The sequence below is a fragment of the Hymenobacter terrenus genome (assembly GCF_000972495.1).
In the GTDB taxonomy this organism is placed as follows: domain Bacteria; phylum Bacteroidota; class Bacteroidia; order Cytophagales; family Hymenobacteraceae; genus Hymenobacter; species Hymenobacter terrenus.
Window position 1 is genome coordinate 15250 of sequence record NZ_LATM01000031.1, and the last position, 19242, is coordinate 34491.

The window sequence follows — 19242 nt, forward strand, 5'->3', positions numbered from 1 at the left end:
GCCGCATACGGGCTGCAGGCAGCCAAACAGCGTACTTCTTCCTGGCTGAGTTTTGTAGCGACGGGTTGAATGCCTTAATGGAAGCAACTTCTGACTGTATGTTTACTTCTGGTCGACGATTACTTACATAGCGCCAAACGTTCTAAACGGTTTGCAGATAGACCGCTTCGAGTTCACTGGCCGTTAGATCATTGGTCGGCATAGTTTCCACTAGCCGCCCTTCGCGCATGATGCCGATGCGGGTACCAACTTCTTTGGCCCGGAAAATGTCATGCGTCGCCATTAGGATGGCCGTTCCCGAATTACCTAGGTCTAGCAGCAGATCAGAGAATTCGTTGGCCGCTTTGGGATCGAGCCCGCTCGTGGGCTCGTCCAGCAGCAGGGCTTTAGCTTGTTTGGCCAGCGCAATGGCGATACCTACTTTCTGGCGCATTCCTTTCGAATAGGTGCCAAGCCGCTTGAGGTGGGCTTCGGCTTGCAGCCCAGCGCGGGTCAGCAAGTGCCGAAGCTCATCAGGAGTGTAACGGAATCCGGCTAGCGAGGCAAAAAAGTTCAGGTTTTCCAGCCCATTGAGGTTGGGGTAGAGCATAACCGTTTCGGGCAGATAAGCCAGCCTTTTTCTGGTTTCGAGCGGGTGGTCTGCTACGTTCAAGCCGTCGATGACAGCTTGCCCGGAAGTGGGCTGGAGGAACCCCAGAAACAGGTTGATAGTAGTAGTTTTGCCCGCTCCGTTTTGCCCCAGTAGGCAGAATATTTCGCCCGGCGCGATGGTCAGGTTTAGAGCATCCAACGCCGGGCGTTCCGACGCTCCGGATGGGTAGCGTTTGGTCAGGTCGAGGGCTTGCAGCATGGCGTTCTGAATCAGGAATTATGGGGTTTACGCTCAGAGATGGTAGAGATGGCGTCGGAAATTCAGCCAGCCCAGTCCGGCGAGCAGCAGCGCGAACAGCAGCGGGGGCAGGAGGAAGTCGGCGACGCGAATCGGCGAACGGTCCGCAAACGTTTCGACGAAGTGCTGGTCCCAGTTCTCGGCTTTGACGGGGTACTCCTCAAAAATTTTGGGGTAGAAATACAGCCGGAGTCGCTCATGAAAGCGCGTCGTTTCGTCTAGAAAACGGACCTGATTGCCTAACCCCGACCGCGCCAAGTCATTGAGCCGTAGTTGGGCGTGCACCGACGGCAACCAGAGCCCGAACTGGCGGCTGGCCGCTTCGCGCTGATAGAGTTTCTGCCGAAGCTCGCCCGATTCACGGGCCGACTCATCGTCGCCCATTTGTTGCATGGCGTAGTACCAGAGCCAGTTGAAGCTGGTATTGGGCAGCGGATAGTGCTTGAACTGCGGGTAATGGGCGTAGAACTTGGCCACCGTCGGGGCCTGGGGCATGTCCCATTTTTCGTGATAGCCTCTGCGCTGTTTCACCGTGGTAGCCAGGGCTTCAGGTAGCGGGTAGCGGGTCAGTAAGTACTGGTTCACCGCCGCCGGCACCACCACCAATAGCCCCAGCCAAGTCGTGATGAGCAACACCGCGTTGGTGCTCGACGGCCGGTGCAGCGAGGCCACCCAAAAGCAAATTCCAAACCAGCCCAACACATAAAGCACCGCCGTGGCCGCAAACAGCCAGAAAGGCGCATCGAGCGGCAACCCCAGTACCGCTACCCCTCCCCCTAACAGCAGCACCAGCAGTCCTAATACTACCGCCAGCCGCACCGCAAACAACTGGGCGATGAAGCCCATCAGGTTCCGGCTTTGCACGGCCACCACGCGCCACGTTCCATTTTCGCGCTCCTCCGACACAACGCTATAGGTGAAGGCAATGATGAGCAGCGGAAAGAGGTAAATCAGCACGAAGCTGAAATCGATATTACCTAGCAGCAGGTTGGAGGGGTTATTGAGGTCGGCGTCATATTTCTGCCCTTCCAGCCCCCGAATGGTGAGGCGCTGAATGGACGGGTTGACGTCGCGTTGCCCAATGCTCAGGCCAGCCAGCGGAAGCGTTTCGTTCACCAGCGCAAACGGGGCGTAGTACAGCATTAGTCCCATTTCCTTGGAATTGAACTCGGCGAGCTGTCGCAGGTCAGCCTGCTGAGCCGCCACCACCTCACGGTGGTGGCGATGCTGACGGTCAAGAAACTGTCGGCCGACGAGCAGGCTCACCAGCCCCGCCGTGAGCAGAAATCCCAGCCCTATTTTTACGCCCGTTGACCGAATAAAACTCCGAAATAATAAAGTCAGCATCTCACAATACGCTTAGGCGGTGGGCAGCCCCCCGCACCAGAAAAAACAGCAGCAGCAGCCAAAACCCGAACGCCGCCACCGATACCCACTCGGCCCGGAACACTTCCGCCACCGACGGAGCCCGGTACTGAAAATCGGGCACGTCCTGCCAGTATTTGCGGTCGATGGCGTGGTCTTTCTCTGTTGGCCCCCGCTTTTGGTTGGGGATGTATTGTATCTGCAGCGCGTTCATCTGCTGGGCCAGCGCGTAGCGGTACGTTTCGGCCTGCTGCTGAAAACGGCTGTAGGCCAGAAAGTCGGTGCCAGCCAGTGCCATCGACAGGTTCTTAAGCGCTAAATACGGATTCAGAAATGCCATTGTGCGGGCAAACTGGTTTTGCTGCCCGAACCGGGCCAGTAGAAGATGGTAGTGCTTGTTATAAACCGCCGCACTGATTTTTTCGCCCTCTGCCATCACGTAGCCGCCGTAGTTGAAGGGCAACTGCTCCGTCGAAGCCACGTGATAGGCCCGCAGCAGCGAATCTTTGAGGGCCGCATAGTGTGGGTCGTCAGGGTTGTGGCTGTTGCCTTCCCGGCTGATGTCGGCCTGCACCGCGGACTGGAACGCCGTTTTCGAGGGCAGCGCATACACGTACGTCCCCAGCGCCTGCGACGCGCGCGGTAACACCATCGTGAGCATCAGCCACCAGCCAATCAGTGCCACCAGGGCGGTTTTGGTGGTGCGGCTCACGGCCGAAACCAGCACCGCTACCACACAGCACAGGCCCAGGTACAGCCCGTAAAATAAGGCCAACAACACGAACCGGAGGGTCTCGTCGGCGGTAGGCGCGCCGCCTAGCGCCGCCAGCCACAAGCCGCCCGCCAGCGCCAGCAGCGGCCCGTAAAGCGTGAGGCCCACGGCAAATAACCCCGTGCTTTTGCCCACCAACACCTCCGACCAGCTCACGCCTTGGCTCAGCAGCAGCTTTAGCGTACCGTTCTCGCGGTCGGTGGCCACACTGCCCGCGCCTAGAAAGAAAATCAGCAGCGGTAGCAGTACCTGCAACAGCATCGCTAGGCTTAGGTCGCCAAACCGCAGCAGCCCGGTTGAGAAGCCAGCTTCCGAGAAATTGACCGTATTTTGCTTGTGCGCTTCCAAGTACAGGGCGTTGCCCAGAAAGCGGTCCATGCCCCCATCGAAAAGGCTCAAGGGCGAGCGGGACCGGAACGCGAAGTGGCCGTAGTGAGCCATGCGGTGCGGATGTTTGTCGGGGTTGCCGAGCCAGTCGCGCCGGGCTTCCTGCTGGTAGTGCACCTGGGTGGTCCGCTGCTGCTGAAACGCGACCCAGCCCACCGTGGCCGCGTAGCCAGCGCCGAGGGCCATAAGCAACCACAGCCCCCACACGGCCCGGTCGCGGAAGACTGTGTGCCTGATGTGGCGGGCAATCAGCCGTTGGTTGTTGAAGCGCATCAGCAAAGCGTTAGAACCGGTAAGTGAGTGTGAGCACGGAGTTGCGGGGCGCCCCAGGAAACAAGCGGAGGTAGTTTTGCGCGCCCACCCAGTAGGTTCGGTCGGTCAGGTTATTGATATTCAGAGCTACTTGTACGCTGCTCCCGGCGGGGGTGTAATACAGGGCCATGTCCAGGAGCGTGTAGGCCGGCACCTCGAACGCCCGCGTAAACCAGGGCACCTTGCTGCCGCTGTACTGCACGCCCAGCCCAATGCCGAGGTCGCCGAGGGGCGAGTTGGAGGTAAAGTTGTAGCGCGTCCAGAGGTTGCCGCTGTTCACGGGCGTGTTTTGTTTCCGAGCGCCCTGCAAACTGGCATCGTTGTCGGTTACGATGATGGCATCGATGTAACTGTAGGAGGCATAGATTTGCCATTCGGCAGTCAGGTAGCCCGCAATGTCCATCTCGAAGCCCCGGCTGCGTTCGGCCCCGCGCGTCACGAGCGAATCCGGAAAAGCGGGCAGATTGGCGTTGAGCAGCAGGTTACGCTGGTTGATTTCGTAAATCGCCGCATTCAGGCTGAGGCGCCCCTGCGCCAACGTAGCTTTGGCCCCTACTTCTTTCAGCTTGCTCCGCAAGGGCTCAAACCGGTTGGCCGATTGGGCCGTGTTGGCGAACGCACCGGTGTTCGGCATCAGCGTCACCGTGTTCGACTGCCCCTGAAAGCCTTCCAGGTACGTGCCATAAACGTTCAGCGTAGGCAGCAGCGCATATGTCAGACCGATGCGAGGCAGCAAGGCCGTCTTAGTAAACGACCGTTCACCCGGCGACTCGTAATTGGTAATGTCGCGGAAAGACTCGTGGCGTAAGCCCAATAATACCAGTAGCTTATTCCATTTCAGTTGTTCCTGCACGTAGAATGCATTCGTCGTCGTGAGGGCGGCTGGCAGCGCGGTCCGCACGTTCAGCACATAGTCGTTCACGTTCCGAATGGTGTAGTTCGGGTTGTTGAGGTCGAAATAGCTCACGTTGGAACGCGGCAGCGTGACGCCCCCCAATGTAATGGTCTGATAATTGGCGGCGTTGGCGGGCACGAAGGCTCCCACCACGGTGCCGTTGGCGAGCAGGAAGCCCCGCGCGGCGTTCTGCCCTCCGCCTTTCACTTTTTGCCAGTCCGACAGGTCGTAGCCCGCCAGCAGCTTATGGCCGACGGCCCCCGTCGTGAAATCAAAATTGGCGTAAGCGCTCAGGTTATCAACGTTCCAGAACTGTTTGCGCTGCACGAACTGCATGGCTGCCAGCGACGTAACCGGCTTGTCGTTGATATCAACGGCGAAGGCGTTGGTGGTGCGGTGTTCCTGCAAATCTTCCGTCCACGTCTGCTTCATGTACGTAGCGTTAACGCTGATGTGGTCGCTGAATTTATGGGCCAGATTGCCCGTGATAAGAAGCTGTTTGGAGTTGAAAAAATCGTTGCTAGCGCCCAGATTCAGACTAATGGGCGTGCTGTTCAGCTTTGTAGCGCCCGCCACCGCGCCGAATATGGGTTGTCCCCGGTCGAGGTTGCCGGTCATGTTACTGAAAATCAGCTCGGCGTTGAGGGCCGTTTTGGCATTGGGAATGTAGGAGAACGAGGGGGAAAACAGCAACGAGTTGTTTTGTACCAAATCGCGGTAACTGCGGGCTTGCTGGTAGGCCCCGTTGAAGCGGTACAATAGCGTTTTCTGTGAATTAAGCGGCCCGGTAAAATCGAGCGTACCCCGCAATGTGCTGAAACTGCCCACGCTCAGGCTTGCCTCTTTGCGGTCGACGGCCAGCGGTTTCTTGGTCACCAGGTTGATGCTGCCCCCAGGGTCCACCGACGAAAATGTAGCGCTAGCGGGGCCTTTGAGCACTTCCACGCGCTCGATGTTGGCCGTCAGCGGCTGGAGGAAATAGTACTGCCGCGTCCGCATCCCATTGATAATCTGCCCTTCCTCGTTCTGGCTGATGCCCCGGATGGCGTACTGGTTGTAAAAACTCGACGGGGTGACGCCACTGACTGTCTTCACGGCATCGGCTAGTTGAAATGCCTGGCGGTCAGCTATCAGTTCTTTGGTGACCGTACCGATTGATTGCGGAATGTCTTTGTTAAGCGCGGCCGTCCGGGTGGCCGAAAATGAGTACTCGCTGGCGTAGTCCCGCACCGCGCGCCCCACCACCTCCACACTTTGGAGTTCTGCTGCTTCCGGCACCAGCTCGATAGTAAAAAAACGCTGGCGGGCTCGGGCTGTCGTCGTTTTGAACCCCACCGATGAGACTTGTAACGTGCCTGCCCCATCGAGCGAGAATTTTCCGTCAGCATCGGTAGCCGTGCCTTTGTCGGTGCCCAGCAGGCGCACCGTAGCCCCCATTACCGGCTCACCGGTACCGGCATCGCGCACATCGCCACTGATGGTTTGAGCCCGCAGGCAAAATGCGCTCAGGATGAGCAACAGGGTAAACAGAAATTTCATGAGCACAAGTGATGATGAATACGCAGAAAATACAGGATACCCGAAGCGTTAATCCATGTTAGCGAATCCGGTTAATCCAGAAACGGGAACGTTTTGGGACGCAAATTATGCAACATTGTTGTAAAAAAATAACATCGACCTGTTTTGCCTGCTTCAGGTTTCTGAGCATATGGTACACAAACCGCCCATCTACTTATCGCAGCGTGACTTTTGAGCAAAGATTTATACTCGTAACATATTCATCACCCAGGCCGCGCTTCATGCGATAGCGCAACCCTACAAGTGCTCTTAACAGCTAATTCTTTCTTCACGCTGATGCATCGTTGCGTATTTGCCTCCTCGTTCCGCTTTCGCTTATACCCCAGCGAGCACCACGATTTTCCTCTGGCGAATCCTAGGGCCAGATTGCCTATACCTGTTTATCTTGTCCTGCATTTACACGCATACAGGTAAAGAATTTTCGTACGGACTTTAAAGGCCACCTCATCTCAATGAGCCGCTACATCATGGACCAAAAGGCCGACAATTACGCCTTACTGGCTGGCATGTCGCAGCGGGGCGACTGGAAATCCTGGCTGCTGTACATGCTGTGGGCCGTGGAAGCGACGGGTGTATTGATGACCTATGACAAAATTAATGACCTAGTGGCCAGGAGGTCATTTCCGGGCACCACTATTATCTGAATTTGGAACTGCCTCGAATACTGAGCGAATAGGCACATCCTGCGATTAGACGGCGTTGGTTGAAGCCCAACAGGCAGTTTTATTGCAGGATGGGCTCCCCCACCATGGGGTGAACGAGTTGGTTGTTAGCGTACTGCGGCCGCCCGGCGTGCCTCGGCGGCGGTGAAGAATGCTGCCCCGAGCAGGGTCAGGTCCTTGATACGAAAGCCACCCCCGGCACCCACAGCCCATCAACCAAAGCCAACGAGCCGGGCGTGGTCAGCAGAAATGACAGGGTGGTGAGGAACATGAGTACCGCCCCGAGGCTGCCGTAGAAGGATAGGTGCGGTGCTACCGGCCGCAGAGCGATAAGGAGAGCAAACACGATTTCCGCTCCGCCCACCAAGTTGGAGACGACTCGGACCCGGAACACGTCGTAAATCCACGCAAATCGAGGGCTGTGGGTGAACAGCGGCTGAATGGCCGCCGCCTCGGTGGGAGTAAACTTGAAAATGCCAAACCAGAGCACAATCAGCACGATGCTGTAGCGAAGCACGAAAACGCCGGTTTGTTCCAGTGCCGAAATGGGTGCAAGAGACGAGCGGGAAGGATTGGCGGCTGGAGGGGCTACGAAGCGCGTGGGTTGGTCGAGGGCGGAGGAGTTCATGGGAAAAGGTTAAGGTGGATACAGCCAATGGGACGGCTACCTCTCCCAGAACTTACAGCTATTACCCAAGATTTTTGTTTCTTTGGTCTGTGCGGAAAGAATGCGCATCACTTGAGCCCCCTCACAGCTTAGGCGCCAAATACTGACTGGAAAAATATCTACGGAAACCAAACGGGTAGCCAAAGGACGCCGCGAGAGCGCCGTTACCTGCCAGCACGGGCGGTGCTGATGCTTTGGGAATTATTGCTTCAGAGAGCAAGCCCCTACATTCACCGCTATGAAAAGCTCCCTCCTCACGCTAGTTGCTCTGTTGTGCGGGAAATTTTGCCTCGCGCAAACCCCTGCTGCCAAAGATGCTCTACAGTTGAAAGACAACTACTCAGTCCAGTTTTTATACGTCACCAACAAGGATAAGCAAGTCCTTATTCAGAAAAACCAATATGGCTGGAACCCCATCGCCTTGCGTTCCAACAGGCCCCAATCCATCAAGGAAGCGTTAGACAGTTTGGCTGCTTCCATGGGGCTCACGATTGGTGCCCTCCGCTTGGCCGGCCTATACACGTATAAGTTCGAAGGCCTCCCGGACCACCAGCAAGTGTCTTTTAGGACTCACTTCACGGCGAAACTGACTGCCGGAAAGCTGCGCCAGCCAACGGACACCAGCGTCGTCTACCGGTGGGTCTCGATACCGGAAGCCATTGATAGGATTGAGTTTACCCCCGCAAAACAACAAGCCAAGCAACTACTAACTTTTCCGAAGCAGGTATGGGGAGGCTCCTACCTGATTATCTGGAAAGACGATAAGCTGACCGGCTCTAAAGTTTTAGAGCCCGCCTATTCGCTGTCTCCCACCCCGTAAGTAAACCTAGGTTGCGAATGCTAAGTAGAAGCGGACGTGTCGCCGGCGAATCTGCTCCTGCTTTTTTACGCCCTCCCTTCGGCCTTTTCTAGCCCTGAATTTATCTTTTTATTACCTCTAAACGCATCTAACCACTTGTCTGTCACTTGTTCGGAGGTGCCGATGCAAACTCCCGATACAGCCGAATGCCCCACGAAAAGTCTTCCGGCGACGCCGACTCCCAGCCGTTGAAGGCGTGGCCGGCATCTGAGGTGTAACGCAGGCGGTAGCGGGCAGGTTGATGAGTTGAACGGCTTGGCCCTGCTTGCCGAAAACTAAGCTGGAGTAAGTACCCAGCTGGCATTGGTCCGCAGTGCGTTGCCGACTGGGTTCACGTCGGCAACGCCGGCCCGAAACGACTCGGACACTGGTCAAGCCGTGCCCATGATTTGCTCGGCAATTTGGGTGTGCTGCTCGTCGGCTTGTTTGGCTTCGTCCAGACAGGCCTGCAGGTCTTGCTCGGTTTGCTTCATCCCAACTTGCGCGGCATAAGTGCGCAGCGTGCCGCAGGCGTCAATCCACTAATGCAGTGCCAATTGCCCGGCCGCAATGATACCAAGGTCCTGCGAGAAATCATCTGGAGCTTGCTGGCGAATTCGCCGTCTGACTTCATAGTGGGCTTCCAGGATGGGGGGGTGTTGCCCGTCTCCGCCGTCGGCTTCCCATAACGCCCGCTCGATGCGCTCCTGCCACTGCTTCGACTTCTCATTGCCTTGGTCGAGCGCGGCCTTGAGTTGGGGGTTGCGTGCGTCGTTCTGAATCTCATCAGTTGCTCGAGCCGCGACCTCGCCGCCAGCTTTCAGTGCGGCGGGGCCTTGCTGAATGAGGGTCTTCAATGCCTCTTTTGCCATAGCTCAGGTAAGGTTTGGTTGTGGGTAAAAGATGCTGCTTAGGACGAAATATTCAGCGTACAATACCGTGAAAAGTCGCCGTTTCGCACTCGATACATGGGTAGCAACTATCCCAATTTCTCCACCCGGCTTCGGCCAAGTACAACCATTGGCACAACCGTGACCCGCCAGCTGCTTGTCGACCAAACTCCACCTATAGTCAAGTCATTATTTGAAAGGCAAGGGATTTGTGACACGTAGCACAACGATGTAACCAGCATTATCCACCTCCAATCGACATTTCCCCTATCAGCGTAAGCGCCTCGCGGGAGGTGAAGAAAAGCGGTGCCGGAAAGTCAAAACTCAAAGATGAAGCCGATGGTGGGAACCACGAGCGGGTCGTTGTTGGTGAGCAGCAGCGGCACGCCATTGCTGCCGTCGGGGCGGATGGGCTGACCGTCCGTGGTGACGTAGCCCGAGTTGTCGGGCAGGCGCCGGAAGGAGTATTCCGCTACGCTGGGGTTCGTGAGCACGAAGGCGTTCTGCACATCCAGGAACAAGTCCAGCGAGTAGCGCCGCCAATTCAGGCGCTTGTCGAGGCGGAAGTCGAACTGCTGAAAGGCGCCCAGGCGCTCGGTATTGAGGCGGCCGTAATCGAGCACCGCATTGCCAGTGGTGAGGTAGCTGGCCTGCGAGGCAGCCAGATCGAAGGGCGTGTAGGGAGCCCCACCAGCGGCCCGGTACTTGAGGCCCAACTCCCAGCCTCGCCCAAACCGACGGCCCAGCAGCGCCGAGGCCAGGTACCGAGTGTCCCAGGCGGAGGCCACATAGGTGCCGCTGCGCCCCGTAAACTCCGACCGAAAGCCCGTGAGCGAAACCACGGCAAACACTTTTTGGGTAAATTTCTGCTGGAAGAAAAACTCCACGCCGTAGGCCCGGCCCCGCCCGGTGCTGCTCACGGCTTCGTTGCCAAGAGCCGCGAAGTCGCCGCCCAGGTTAGCCAGGCTGATGCCGTCGCGCACGCTCACCGGATAGTTGCGGTACTTCTTGTAAAAGCCTTCGAGGGTGAAGCGGGTGGCCGGCGCCGGCAGCCACTCCAAGCCGGCCACGTAATGGTCGGCACGAATGTAGCGGCTGGGTTGATTGACGAGACTACCCAGCGAATCACGGAAACCCAGGATGGTGTTGGGTGGAATCTTATAGTAGCGGCCCACCGAGGCATTCACATTCACGGTGGGTAACAGGGCATAGCTCAGGCTCACGCGGGGCGACAGAGTGCGGCCGAGGTTGCGCCCATCGTCGGTGAGCGAGTTGCCGTCGGTGCGCACGCCGGCCGAGACAGTCAGCCGGTCGCCGGCCAGAAACGAGCGGGTGAGCTGGCCGAAGGCCCCGAAGCGCACAAAGTCCACGGCCGTTTGGAAGCGGACGTCCACACCGGGTTGTAGCTGGTTGCCAGCGGCATCAAAAACCGGGCGGCGCAGGCGGTTGAAGTAGCGGTTGTCGTACTGCACATACTGGGTCATCAGGCCGTAGCTGTATTGCCAGCGGCCAGCCGTGCCATTCACGTCGGCGCGCAGCTTGTTCTCCACGTCGCCGGAGCGGGTGAGCAGCACGCGCTGGCTTTCGTCGGTGGTACGGCCGCCGGCAAACAGGTCCACTTTGTTGTACTGCTCGGTGCGGCTCAGGGCCACATTCACGAAGCCTTTGCGGATGAGGTGGCGCAGGTTCAGGCCCACCGTGTAGTTCCACTGCTGCAGCTTAGGTGTGTTGCGGATGGTCACTTCTTTTTCCGGGGTGGTTTCGCTAGGCACTTCCACCCGGAAATTGTCGATGGCCCCCAGGCCCAGGGTCGTGAGCGTGGTTTTGGGCGAGAGTTTGCTCGTGACCTTGTACTGAAAATCGTAATAGTCGGGCCGAATAGGCAGATCCAACACCTTGAATAACAGCTGTAAATACGACCTTCGAGCCGAGAGCAGAAACGTGGTGCGGGCCGTGCCGCTGCTGTCCTTGCGGCTCAATGGGCCTTCCAGCGTGGCCGCCACTTCCGTACCCGAGGTGCGCAGGTTGCCTTGCAGCCGCTCGGGGTTGCCGTCGCGCTGCCGGAACTGCAGCACCGATGAGAGCGGGTTATCGTAGCGGGCGTTGAAGGCCGATGTGCTCAGCGTCACATCCTCGATGAAGCTTACATTGAGAATGCCGGCTGGCCCGCCCGCGCTGCCCTGGGTCTGGAAGTGGTTGATAACTGGCACCTCGATGCCGTCGAGGTAGTACACGTTTTCGTTCGGTGCCCCGCCGCGGATAATGATATCGTTGCGGAAACCAGCAGTGCCACCGGTGCCCCCGCCACCCACGCCAGGCAGCGTCTGCACCACTTTCGAAATGTCGAAGTTGCCCCCCGGGTTGCTCTTGATTTCCTCGGAGTTGATGCGCTGCACGCTTAGGGGCGTTTCGGCCGTGGCCACCCGAATCGCGCGGTTGGCCACCACCTGTACCTCGCTCAGCTGCTGCGCCCCAGCGCTCAGCTCAAGGGTCAGAACGTTAGCGTTACCGCTGCTCACCTGCACGTTGGGCCGCAGCAGGGCGTCATAGCCGACGAAGGAAGCCCGTAGGTTGTACGACCCTGTGGGGACACCCGTGAGGCGAAAGCGACCCGCCCCATCGGTGGCCGTCCCAAATTCAGTGCCCTCCAGCGCTACGGTCACGCCGGGTAGCGTCTCCTGCGTTTTTTGGTCGCGCACGATGCCCGCAATGGTGCCTGTGCTTTGTGCCAGTCCCGATTTTACGGTGCATAGTAGAAGGAAGAACAAGAGAAAACGTGAAAGCATAGGAGAAAAGATTACGTGAGAATGCGTGTTAAACGAATGACATCATTCTTTGTTTGCCTCAAAAGTAAAACATTTCGAGTGTTTTACTACTTAATAGCTCTGTTATCAATTTTGTTGAGGAGCGCCGCTAGTTTTGAGGGGTGGCCCTAATCCCGGTCTTGTTCCGTATTTCACAGCCCATGAACTACACGCTGCTTTCTGAATTGCTGCCGCTACTAGCCCAGTACCAACAGACTACTGAGCCGGAAGCGCAGAACGCGGCAGGCTTTGCGGCGTGGCTGCACTTTCAGCAGACGCCTGTTCTGGCTGACTTGCCGGCTGGCCATTATCCCGCCGCCCGCACCCCAGCCAACCCCTACGAAACCGATGCCTCGGTCCTGACCAAACTGCTGACCTTCGTGTACCGCTACGTGCGCGGCTACACGCGGCACGCCCTGGGGGGCACGCCGTTGGTAGGCTTCGATGACTTCATCTACCTGATTTCGCTCTTCGCGGGCGGCCCTGGCACCCGCTCAGAGTTGATGCTGCGCAACATTCACGAGAAAGCAGCTGGTACTGAGGTCATCCGGCGGCTGCTCCGCCACGAGCTAGTCACCGAAGGCCCCCACCCTACCGACCGCCGCCGCAAAGTGCTTCAAATTAGTGAAACGGGCCGCCAGATTCTGTTGGGAGTGATGGGCCGCATGTCGCAGGTGGCCCAAATGGCAACCGGTGACCTCACCCCCGCGGAGTTGCAGCAGCTAGTGCACCTGCTCCATCGTCTCGATGCCTTTCACTATCCCATTTTCGCTGGGTCCCGCCCCGACTCCTTCACTGACTTGGTAGCTGCGCATTTCCCGGGCGTAGCGCCCAACTGGCCGCCGCGCAACCTCCCGCCAGGCACGGGCCCATTGGAAGTGGCCTAGCACTAGAGGTTTAAGCGTTGACTAATAAGACAATAAGCTCCTGCTGCGAACTAGTTCTTGCGAGTTAATTCGTCTACCCCGAAGTTGCCATCAGCAGCATGGCCACCTGGGTGATAGGCTCGCGGCCTTCAGCAAGTACGATTTATACTAAGAAGAGAGCGAAGCCCAGGTGGATGCCCTTTGTCAGCAATTAACCACCGATGGCTTCACGGCCGGCGCGCCCCGCAAGTTCCACAGGCCCTGGACGTTTTACCGCCCGGATCTGGGAGGAATGATGGTGGAGATGATGGCCTGACCGCCCGCCACTTGCTTTGCATTTGAAGCCCCTCCTGTGGTACTGCTGCTTCGTAGTCAGTCCTGCGCGGCGCGAATATTTGTCAAACAACCTCAATATCAGAATTTCATGGTCTCTATGCCGGCCAACTCAAATGTGGGGTTAACGGACCGGCTTCCCAGTGGCCGGGTGCGGTGCCGAACATTCGCTGGAACGGTAAACAGCTGACCGGGCGCGAGTTAAATCGTATGCTGTTCTAAATCAATGCATAGGATACCCTCAGATATTATCTGCTGACGGGAGCCGGCAAGTGGAGCAGGAAGGAAGGCTGCTCAGCCTGAAACGGAGCAATCAGCTGAAGGCTCAAGGGCCCACTCAATGAGATGGAAGAGCTCCTCATTGGCTAGAAAAAATCAGGTCAAGCAAAAGCTGAAGGCTCTCTCAGCCAACGCCATTACTTCGTCTATCCGGGTGATGCGCTTGGCGTCCGACCCCGTTGAGTTGGTCGTCTGAGCGCCTGCAAGTAGGCGCCGGAACTCAACGGCCGACTCGACGCCCTCAGAGGGCATTACGGTTCACTCCGATTTTTAGCGGCTGCGCTCTGGAAATATGCCAGTTGACACCCAAAGCTGCACCCTCCCCGGCTCTATAACAGTTTGAAAGACAAATCATTTTTTCACTTCAAACCCTTATTCGCTTATGTACACTTCCTTCTCTCTTCTGTCATTCCGGCGTCTGTTTGTGATGCTGGTTGCGCTCTTTGGTTTCGCCCTCGCTGGTTGCGACAAGAATGATGTCGCCAAACCGGCCCCGACTCCCGAGCAGAACATCGAGCAGCTGGCCCGGGGTAACTCCGCCTTGTCAATCGTGCAGGTCGCGCAGAGCAACCCCAACTTCTCGGTGCTGGTTGCGGCCGTCGTGAAAGCCGACTTGGCCACTACGCTCAGCAGCGCGGGGCCCTTCACCGTGCTGGCGCCGACCAACGCCGCCTTTGCCCGGTTGCCCGCACCATTTAATACTGCCGCCAACATTACGGCCATCACCGATGCCGCGCAGGTTGCGGCCCTGAAAAACATCCTGCTCTACCACGTGCTAGCCGGCCGCAAAGCTGCTGCCGACTTCCCCACCGGGACCAGTGCCCAGGTTACGGCCAAGCCTGCTTCCGCCCCCGATGTGAATGACAACACAGTGTATATCTCCAAAAACAATAACAGGCTTTTTGACCGAATTCTAATCAACGGGAACACCAGGGTGATAACCGCCGACATAGCTGCCAGCAACGGCATCATCCACGCCATCGACAAGGTGCTCATGTTCCCGACTGGTAAAATAACCGACCTCGTAGTGGCGGCCACCACAGGCTCGAACCCCCAGTTTACGCTGCTGCTTAAGGCCTTGCAGCGCCCCGCTGCCGCCGCCCTGCTCACCGCCGCCGCTGACCCCGCTTCCAACCTGACGGTATTTGCCCCCACCGATGCGGCCTTCCGGTTGCTGCTCGCGCAACTGCACCTCAACGACCTCGACCAAGTGCCCGATGCCACGCTGGTCGCTGTGCTCAAGTTGCACATCATCGGCAGCCGGGCCTTCTCCTCTGACCTGAGCAGTGGCTCGTTCTTTTCAAACCAGGTTGTTACGACGTTGGGCGGCCCTGTGACCGTCGCGGGAACGGTATCTTTCCTCACCGTTCGGGGCCCCGGCAACAAGTTCGCACCGGCCAACGCCCGCCCAACCGACCTTCTGGCCAGCAACGGGGTGGTTCACGTCATCGACCGGGTTTTGCTGCCGTAGCCTGACCACCACACCAACCAATTACAACAGCCTCGTTGCCTTCCTCGCGGTCGGTGGCGAGGCTGTTACTGGTTTAGCCTTTCTGGCCGAGGAAGCTCCTGTGTGCATTGGCCTGCTCAATACAGAAACGCCACTCTTAGCGTCTCTACACTGGACGGGCAGCCTTCTGGCAAATGCAAATAACCGTTATGATTGAGTTGTGGGTGAAGCCCAACTGGCCGTTACGCAGCCTCCCACCTGGTGCGGGCCCACTGGAAGCAGGCCAACAGTAGCATTTTAGATAAGTTTATGAGCAGGTAGCAGGCACTTGAACACCTACCGGGAGCTGGCCGCTTGGCTACAACCTGCTCCACCTCACGCGTTATGCGGTATACCGAAATCGTTCCCCACCCCCATCTTCAAGCTTATATCAACTGCTTTTGGGTGCTGGAGGAGGTCATGGCTGATACCACCCCCGACCCAGTATTTCCCGATGGGTGCCTGGAATGGATGTTCTATCTGCGTGGCGCCTCCCAGCGGGTTACACTGGCTGATGGTACGTCAAGCCTCAATCCGCGCTTCGAAGTTGTGGGCCAGATGACTCGTCCATGGGGCATCCGGTGGACGCCGGGCGTGCACTTGCTAGGGGTGAGGTTTTTTCCACATACGTTTGCCTACTTCGCCCCGCGGGGCTTGCCGGTGCACGAACTCAACGACCAGAACCTGGGTGTTGAGGACCTGCTGGGAGGCGGGTTTCAGGAGGTGGCGCGGCGGCTGACCGACTGCGCCGAGCCGGCCGCTGGCGTGGCCCTACTCGAAACCTACTTGCTGGCACACTTGCGCCGCTGCCCGCCTCTGGTGGGGGCTTCGTATCTGGAATTTGCCGTGCCTTACATTTTGGCTGGTCAGGGCCACGCCAGTCTCGACGCCTTGGTGCGCAAGCTGGGCATTGGCGGGCGTTATTTGGAGCGGTTGTTCAACCAGCAGGTTGGCGTGAGCCCGAAGTATTTCTGTCGCATCATCCGCTTTCAGCAAACCTTTCGTTGGCTGGAACGCACGGACTCTCTCACGGCCGTGGCCACAGCGTGTGGCTACTACGACCAGGCTCATTTCATTCGCGACTTTCGCCACTTTACCGGCACCACGCCCTCAGCGTTTCGCCGCGCCGCAGGCCCCATCAGCACGACTTTTCTGGCGGAAGGCAGCAGTTCGTATCTGTACAATTTTCGGGAGTAGGGCCGCCGGTTCTTGCGGAGGAAATGGGCAAAGCAGCGCCGTCAGGAAACCCCTGAGTTCAATGCTCCGGCTTTGCCCCAAACTTCCACAACATATTCCGCCCCGTGCTGTTGCTTTTCCCATTCAGTCTATTTGCCCTCGCCGCGCTGGCCCAGACTTCAGACGTTGCCCTCGCTCCCACCGACCCCGAACAACCCGCCATTCAGGCTTGCATAAGCTACTACTTCCAGGCTGGCGACCACGCCAGCGCCGCCGAACTCAGTGCCGCCTTTCACCCCGGCGCCCTGATGTTTTGGGTGGATGACACGGGCCTGATGCAGCACCTTACCCAGACGCAATGGAAAGCCCAGCTGCGTGCGACTCAGGTGCCCACTCCAGCCACTAAGCGCACCATTGTGCTGGTTGACCGGACTGGCGATGTGGCCGTGGCGCGCCTGACCTCAGAGTTTTCCGACCGCGTGTACTACGACTACATGAATCTGGTGAAAATCGCCGGGCGCTGGCAGATTGTCACCAAAGTGTTTCACCGCGCCGGGGCGCCTGGCGGGACCCAGCCTGTGGCTAACCTGGCCGCGGACCGCCAGCAAATCGAGCAGCTACTTGCGACCAAGTTTCGCGCCATGGATACCTCTGACCCCGACCTCCTGGCCAGGGCCTACCACCCGCGCACCCAATCTTACTACACCGATGAGAATCAACTCGTAGCCGTATCCATTGGCGAATGGGAAGCGCGCTACGCCGCCGACCGGCGCGCCCAAACGCCCGCACCAACGGCTGTGCGGACCATCCGGCAAATCGACTGCTTAGGCACAGTGGGCTATTCTCGCTTCACCCACACCTTCCCCAACGGCCAGGTGGTGACTGATTATACGCTGCTGCTAAAAATTGAGAACCAATGGCGCATTGTGGGGCTGCTCATCACCAACAATCAGGGAATCGGCAAATAACGGAATCGGGGCCACCAGCATCAGACGCCAGATAACTAGTTTATTGCTAGCACCTGTGGTTGATTTGCTTACTTTAAAACTCAATACATGAAACTCCTACTATTGTCCGCTGTGGCGACACTGCTTATCGGCCGGGCTGCACAGGCTCAGCAGGCCACTCCCGGCCCGCTGGCGCGCTTTGCCGTGTGGCAGCCCAAAGACAACGTGGGGCAACAGTTCGCCAGCGGCTACCAGCAGCATCTGGCTTGGCATGCCCGCCAGCCCGACCCGTGGAATTGGTATGGCTGGCTGGTGGCCTCGGGTCCGCGCCAGGGCTGGTTCGTAGATGCCACCTTCGGCCACGCCGCCACCGACTTTGACCACCCGGTGGACCCGGCCGGCGACGCCGCCGATAATGCCTTGCACACCGAGCCTTTTGCGCGGTTCAACGGGTCTTTCACGGTGACCCTGCTGCCCAATGCCGGTACGCCGGGCCCCTTACAGCTGACGGCCCCATACTTGCGCGCTTACTTCCTGACGCCTACCTACTCAGCGGCTCTGCAAAGTCTGCTTCCCAAGCTCCTGGCAGTGGCAGCCCGGAAGTACCCGGCCCAGCGGTTGTACTGCTTCGAATGGCTCGACGGCGGCAAGCTGCCGCAATTGCTACTGTTGCTGCCCTTTGCCAGCTTCGGGGAAAGCCTGGTGCCGGCGCAATTACTGGGGGAGTTGGAGGCTCTGGACACTCGCCACGTGGTGCAAGGAGTGGAAGCCGAAACGTGGCGCTACCGGGCAGACCTGAGTTACTTTCCTGCCAAGTAGCGCCAAAACAATTGCCTGGAAATTCCAGCAGAAACGCCGCCTATAACCACGGTCATGCAGCTGCTTTACTCGCAGATTTCCTCAGCAGCTATTCTATCGGGTAAGGCCCCTCGGTGAACGATTGGGCGTGGTATTTCTTCTTGCCGATTAGCTGCGCCAGAGGGCTGCGCGGGTCAGTGCCGGCTTGCAGGCAGTCGAGGATGTGGCGGAAATCGTAGCGCGGCTGCCAGCCCAGGTTCTGCCGGGCGTGCGCATTCACGTACACCCGCCCGATGCCGGGAAACATCTGCCATCCCTGCCGGGCGTAAAGAGTCTCATAATCCGGAAAATACCGTCGTACCACTGCTGGGCCATCGGTGCGCAGCTCGGCTAGGTCATCCGGACCGAAAGGCGTGGTGGCGCTGATGATGTAGCGGCCGAAACCTAGCTCCGCCGCTCGGGTCAGGGCCAGCAGATGGGCACTTACTACATCCTCGATGTCGACCCGACGGTAAAGATATTCATTTGCCTTCGCGTTGCTGTCGACGTATGCTTGGCGGGTTAGGGCGCTGTCGTCGTCCTCCTGAAAGAACCGGGACGTCCGGAGCACAAGGCACGGCAGCCCTTTGTTGCGGCTGAACAGCTGGCACAGGTCTTCGGCGGCCGTTTTGGTTACCCCGTAAATATTCTTGGGCACTGGCACTACTTCCTCGGTTATCCAGGCAGCCGGCGCGCCTAGCGGCGGGGTCAGCGCATCGCCAAACGTGCTGGTGGTACTTGTGAATATAAACGCGCCCACCCCGGCCTGCACGGCTTCTTCCAGTAGATGAAGCGTTCCGGTGATGTTGGTATCGACAAAGTCTTGCTGGGAATGCGTGGCTACGTGCGGTTTGTGCAGCGTGGCCGTGTGGAACACGGCTTCTACCCCGCGCACGCACTGCCGGACGTGGTTGCGGTCGGTGAGCGACCCCGGCTGGTTGGTGAAAGCCGATGGTATCAGGTCAAGGCCAACCACTTCGTGGCCTTGTTCGCGGAGCGTTCGGGCCAGTGCTTCTCCCAAATGGCCACTACTTCCCGTTACTAAAATTCTCATGAGCACATCAAGTAAAAAGTCGAGTGTTTCCCGTCGGTAGGGGCCAGTTGGCCACTGTGTTTTGATTATTGCTTGCCGAAATTAAAGATTTGCCAGGCAATACTGCCCCAAAAATATGCCGACAAGCATCCTAACTTCGGCCATGCTGCCGGCCGCAACAATTATAGTCGAACTGGCCTGAACCAGCCTTATCGAGGCTGGT

The 19242-nt window shown here is 58.2% G+C and carries 16 protein-coding genes; 7 read left to right on the forward strand and 9 right to left on the reverse strand.

Annotated features, from left to right (window positions below; all coding sequences use genetic code 11):
* Positions 1–142: 142 nt before the first annotated feature.
* The 4 genes from WX88_RS22720 to WX88_RS22735 are packed head-to-tail and all read right to left on the reverse strand — an operon-like array spanning position 143 to position 6159.
* A complete protein-coding gene (locus tag WX88_RS22720; protein ID WP_046246725.1) occupies positions 143–850 on the reverse strand; it encodes an ABC transporter ATP-binding protein in 708 nt (235 codons plus the stop codon).
* Positions 851–883: 33 nt separating this feature from the next.
* Positions 884–2236: a DUF3526 domain-containing protein gene (locus WX88_RS22725; RefSeq protein WP_046246726.1), complete on the reverse strand. Its 1353-nt coding sequence runs from the start codon at positions 2234–2236 to the stop codon at positions 884–886.
* 1 nt (position 2237) lies between these two features.
* Positions 2238–3686, reverse strand: a complete 1449-nt coding sequence (locus WX88_RS22730; RefSeq protein ID WP_046246727.1) for a DUF3526 domain-containing protein — start codon at positions 3684–3686, stop codon at positions 2238–2240.
* A 10-nt stretch (positions 3687–3696) separates the two neighbouring features.
* Entirely contained in the window at positions 3697–6159 is a 2463-nt protein-coding gene (locus WX88_RS22735; protein ID WP_046246728.1) for a TonB-dependent receptor, read from the reverse strand.
* Between the two features lie 491 nt (positions 6160–6650).
* On the opposite strand from WX88_RS22735, the gene WX88_RS22740 reads away from it, so the two are divergent.
* Positions 6651–6842 (forward strand): hypothetical protein, encoded by a 192-nt coding sequence (locus WX88_RS22740; RefSeq protein WP_046246729.1) that lies wholly within the window; start codon positions 6651–6653, stop codon positions 6840–6842.
* Between the two features lie 187 nt (positions 6843–7029).
* Here the strand turns inward: WX88_RS22740 and WX88_RS22745 are convergent, their stop codons facing one another.
* Positions 7030–7488: a DUF417 family protein gene (locus WX88_RS22745; protein WP_197076904.1), complete on the reverse strand. Its 459-nt coding sequence runs from the start codon at positions 7486–7488 to the stop codon at positions 7030–7032.
* 277 nt (positions 7489–7765) lie between these two features.
* Here WX88_RS22745 and WX88_RS22750 point away from each other — a divergent pair, with 277 nt between their 5' ends.
* The gene (locus WX88_RS22750; protein WP_046246730.1) at positions 7766–8347 is read left to right on the forward strand and encodes an NUDIX hydrolase; all 582 of its coding nucleotides are present in this window, start codon (positions 7766–7768) and stop codon (positions 8345–8347) included.
* 410 nt (positions 8348–8757) lie between these two features.
* Here the strand turns inward: WX88_RS22750 and WX88_RS31845 are convergent, their stop codons facing one another.
* From WX88_RS31845 to WX88_RS22760, 3 genes are all read right to left on the reverse strand, one after another.
* Positions 8758–8904, reverse strand: a complete 147-nt coding sequence (locus WX88_RS31845; RefSeq protein WP_316932342.1) for a DUF892 family protein — start codon at positions 8902–8904, stop codon at positions 8758–8760.
* A 3-nt stretch (positions 8905–8907) separates the two neighbouring features.
* Positions 8908–9237, reverse strand: coding sequence for a hypothetical protein (locus WX88_RS22755; protein WP_046246731.1), 330 nt, complete (start codon positions 9235–9237; stop codon positions 8908–8910).
* A gap of 335 nt (positions 9238–9572) precedes the next feature.
* Entirely contained in the window at positions 9573–12041 is a 2469-nt protein-coding gene (locus WX88_RS22760; RefSeq protein ID WP_046246732.1) for a TonB-dependent receptor, read from the reverse strand.
* Positions 12042–12220: 179 nt separating this feature from the next.
* On the opposite strand from WX88_RS22760, the gene WX88_RS22765 reads away from it, so the two are divergent.
* The 5 genes from WX88_RS22765 (at position 12221) to WX88_RS22785 (ending at position 17968) form a co-directional block, all read left to right on the forward strand.
* The gene (locus WX88_RS22765) at positions 12221–12946 is read left to right on the forward strand and encodes a MarR family winged helix-turn-helix transcriptional regulator (protein WP_046246733.1); all 726 of its coding nucleotides are present in this window, start codon (positions 12221–12223) and stop codon (positions 12944–12946) included.
* Between the two features lie 973 nt (positions 12947–13919).
* The gene (locus WX88_RS22770) at positions 13920–15008 is read left to right on the forward strand and encodes a fasciclin domain-containing protein (protein ID WP_082116247.1); all 1089 of its coding nucleotides are present in this window, start codon (positions 13920–13922) and stop codon (positions 15006–15008) included.
* Positions 15009–15371: 363 nt separating this feature from the next.
* The gene (locus WX88_RS22775) at positions 15372–16223 is read left to right on the forward strand and encodes a helix-turn-helix domain-containing protein (RefSeq protein WP_082116248.1); all 852 of its coding nucleotides are present in this window, start codon (positions 15372–15374) and stop codon (positions 16221–16223) included.
* A gap of 104 nt (positions 16224–16327) precedes the next feature.
* Positions 16328–17170, forward strand: coding sequence for a nuclear transport factor 2 family protein (locus tag WX88_RS22780; RefSeq protein WP_046246735.1), 843 nt, complete (start codon positions 16328–16330; stop codon positions 17168–17170).
* An 87-nt stretch (positions 17171–17257) separates the two neighbouring features.
* Positions 17258–17968, forward strand: coding sequence for a hypothetical protein (locus WX88_RS22785; RefSeq protein WP_046246736.1), 711 nt, complete (start codon positions 17258–17260; stop codon positions 17966–17968).
* Between the two features lie 88 nt (positions 17969–18056).
* Here the strand turns inward: WX88_RS22785 and WX88_RS22790 are convergent, their stop codons facing one another.
* Entirely contained in the window at positions 18057–19040 is a 984-nt protein-coding gene (locus tag WX88_RS22790) for an NAD-dependent epimerase/dehydratase family protein (RefSeq protein ID WP_046246737.1), read from the reverse strand.
* Between the last annotated feature and the right edge of the window lie 202 nt (positions 19041–19242).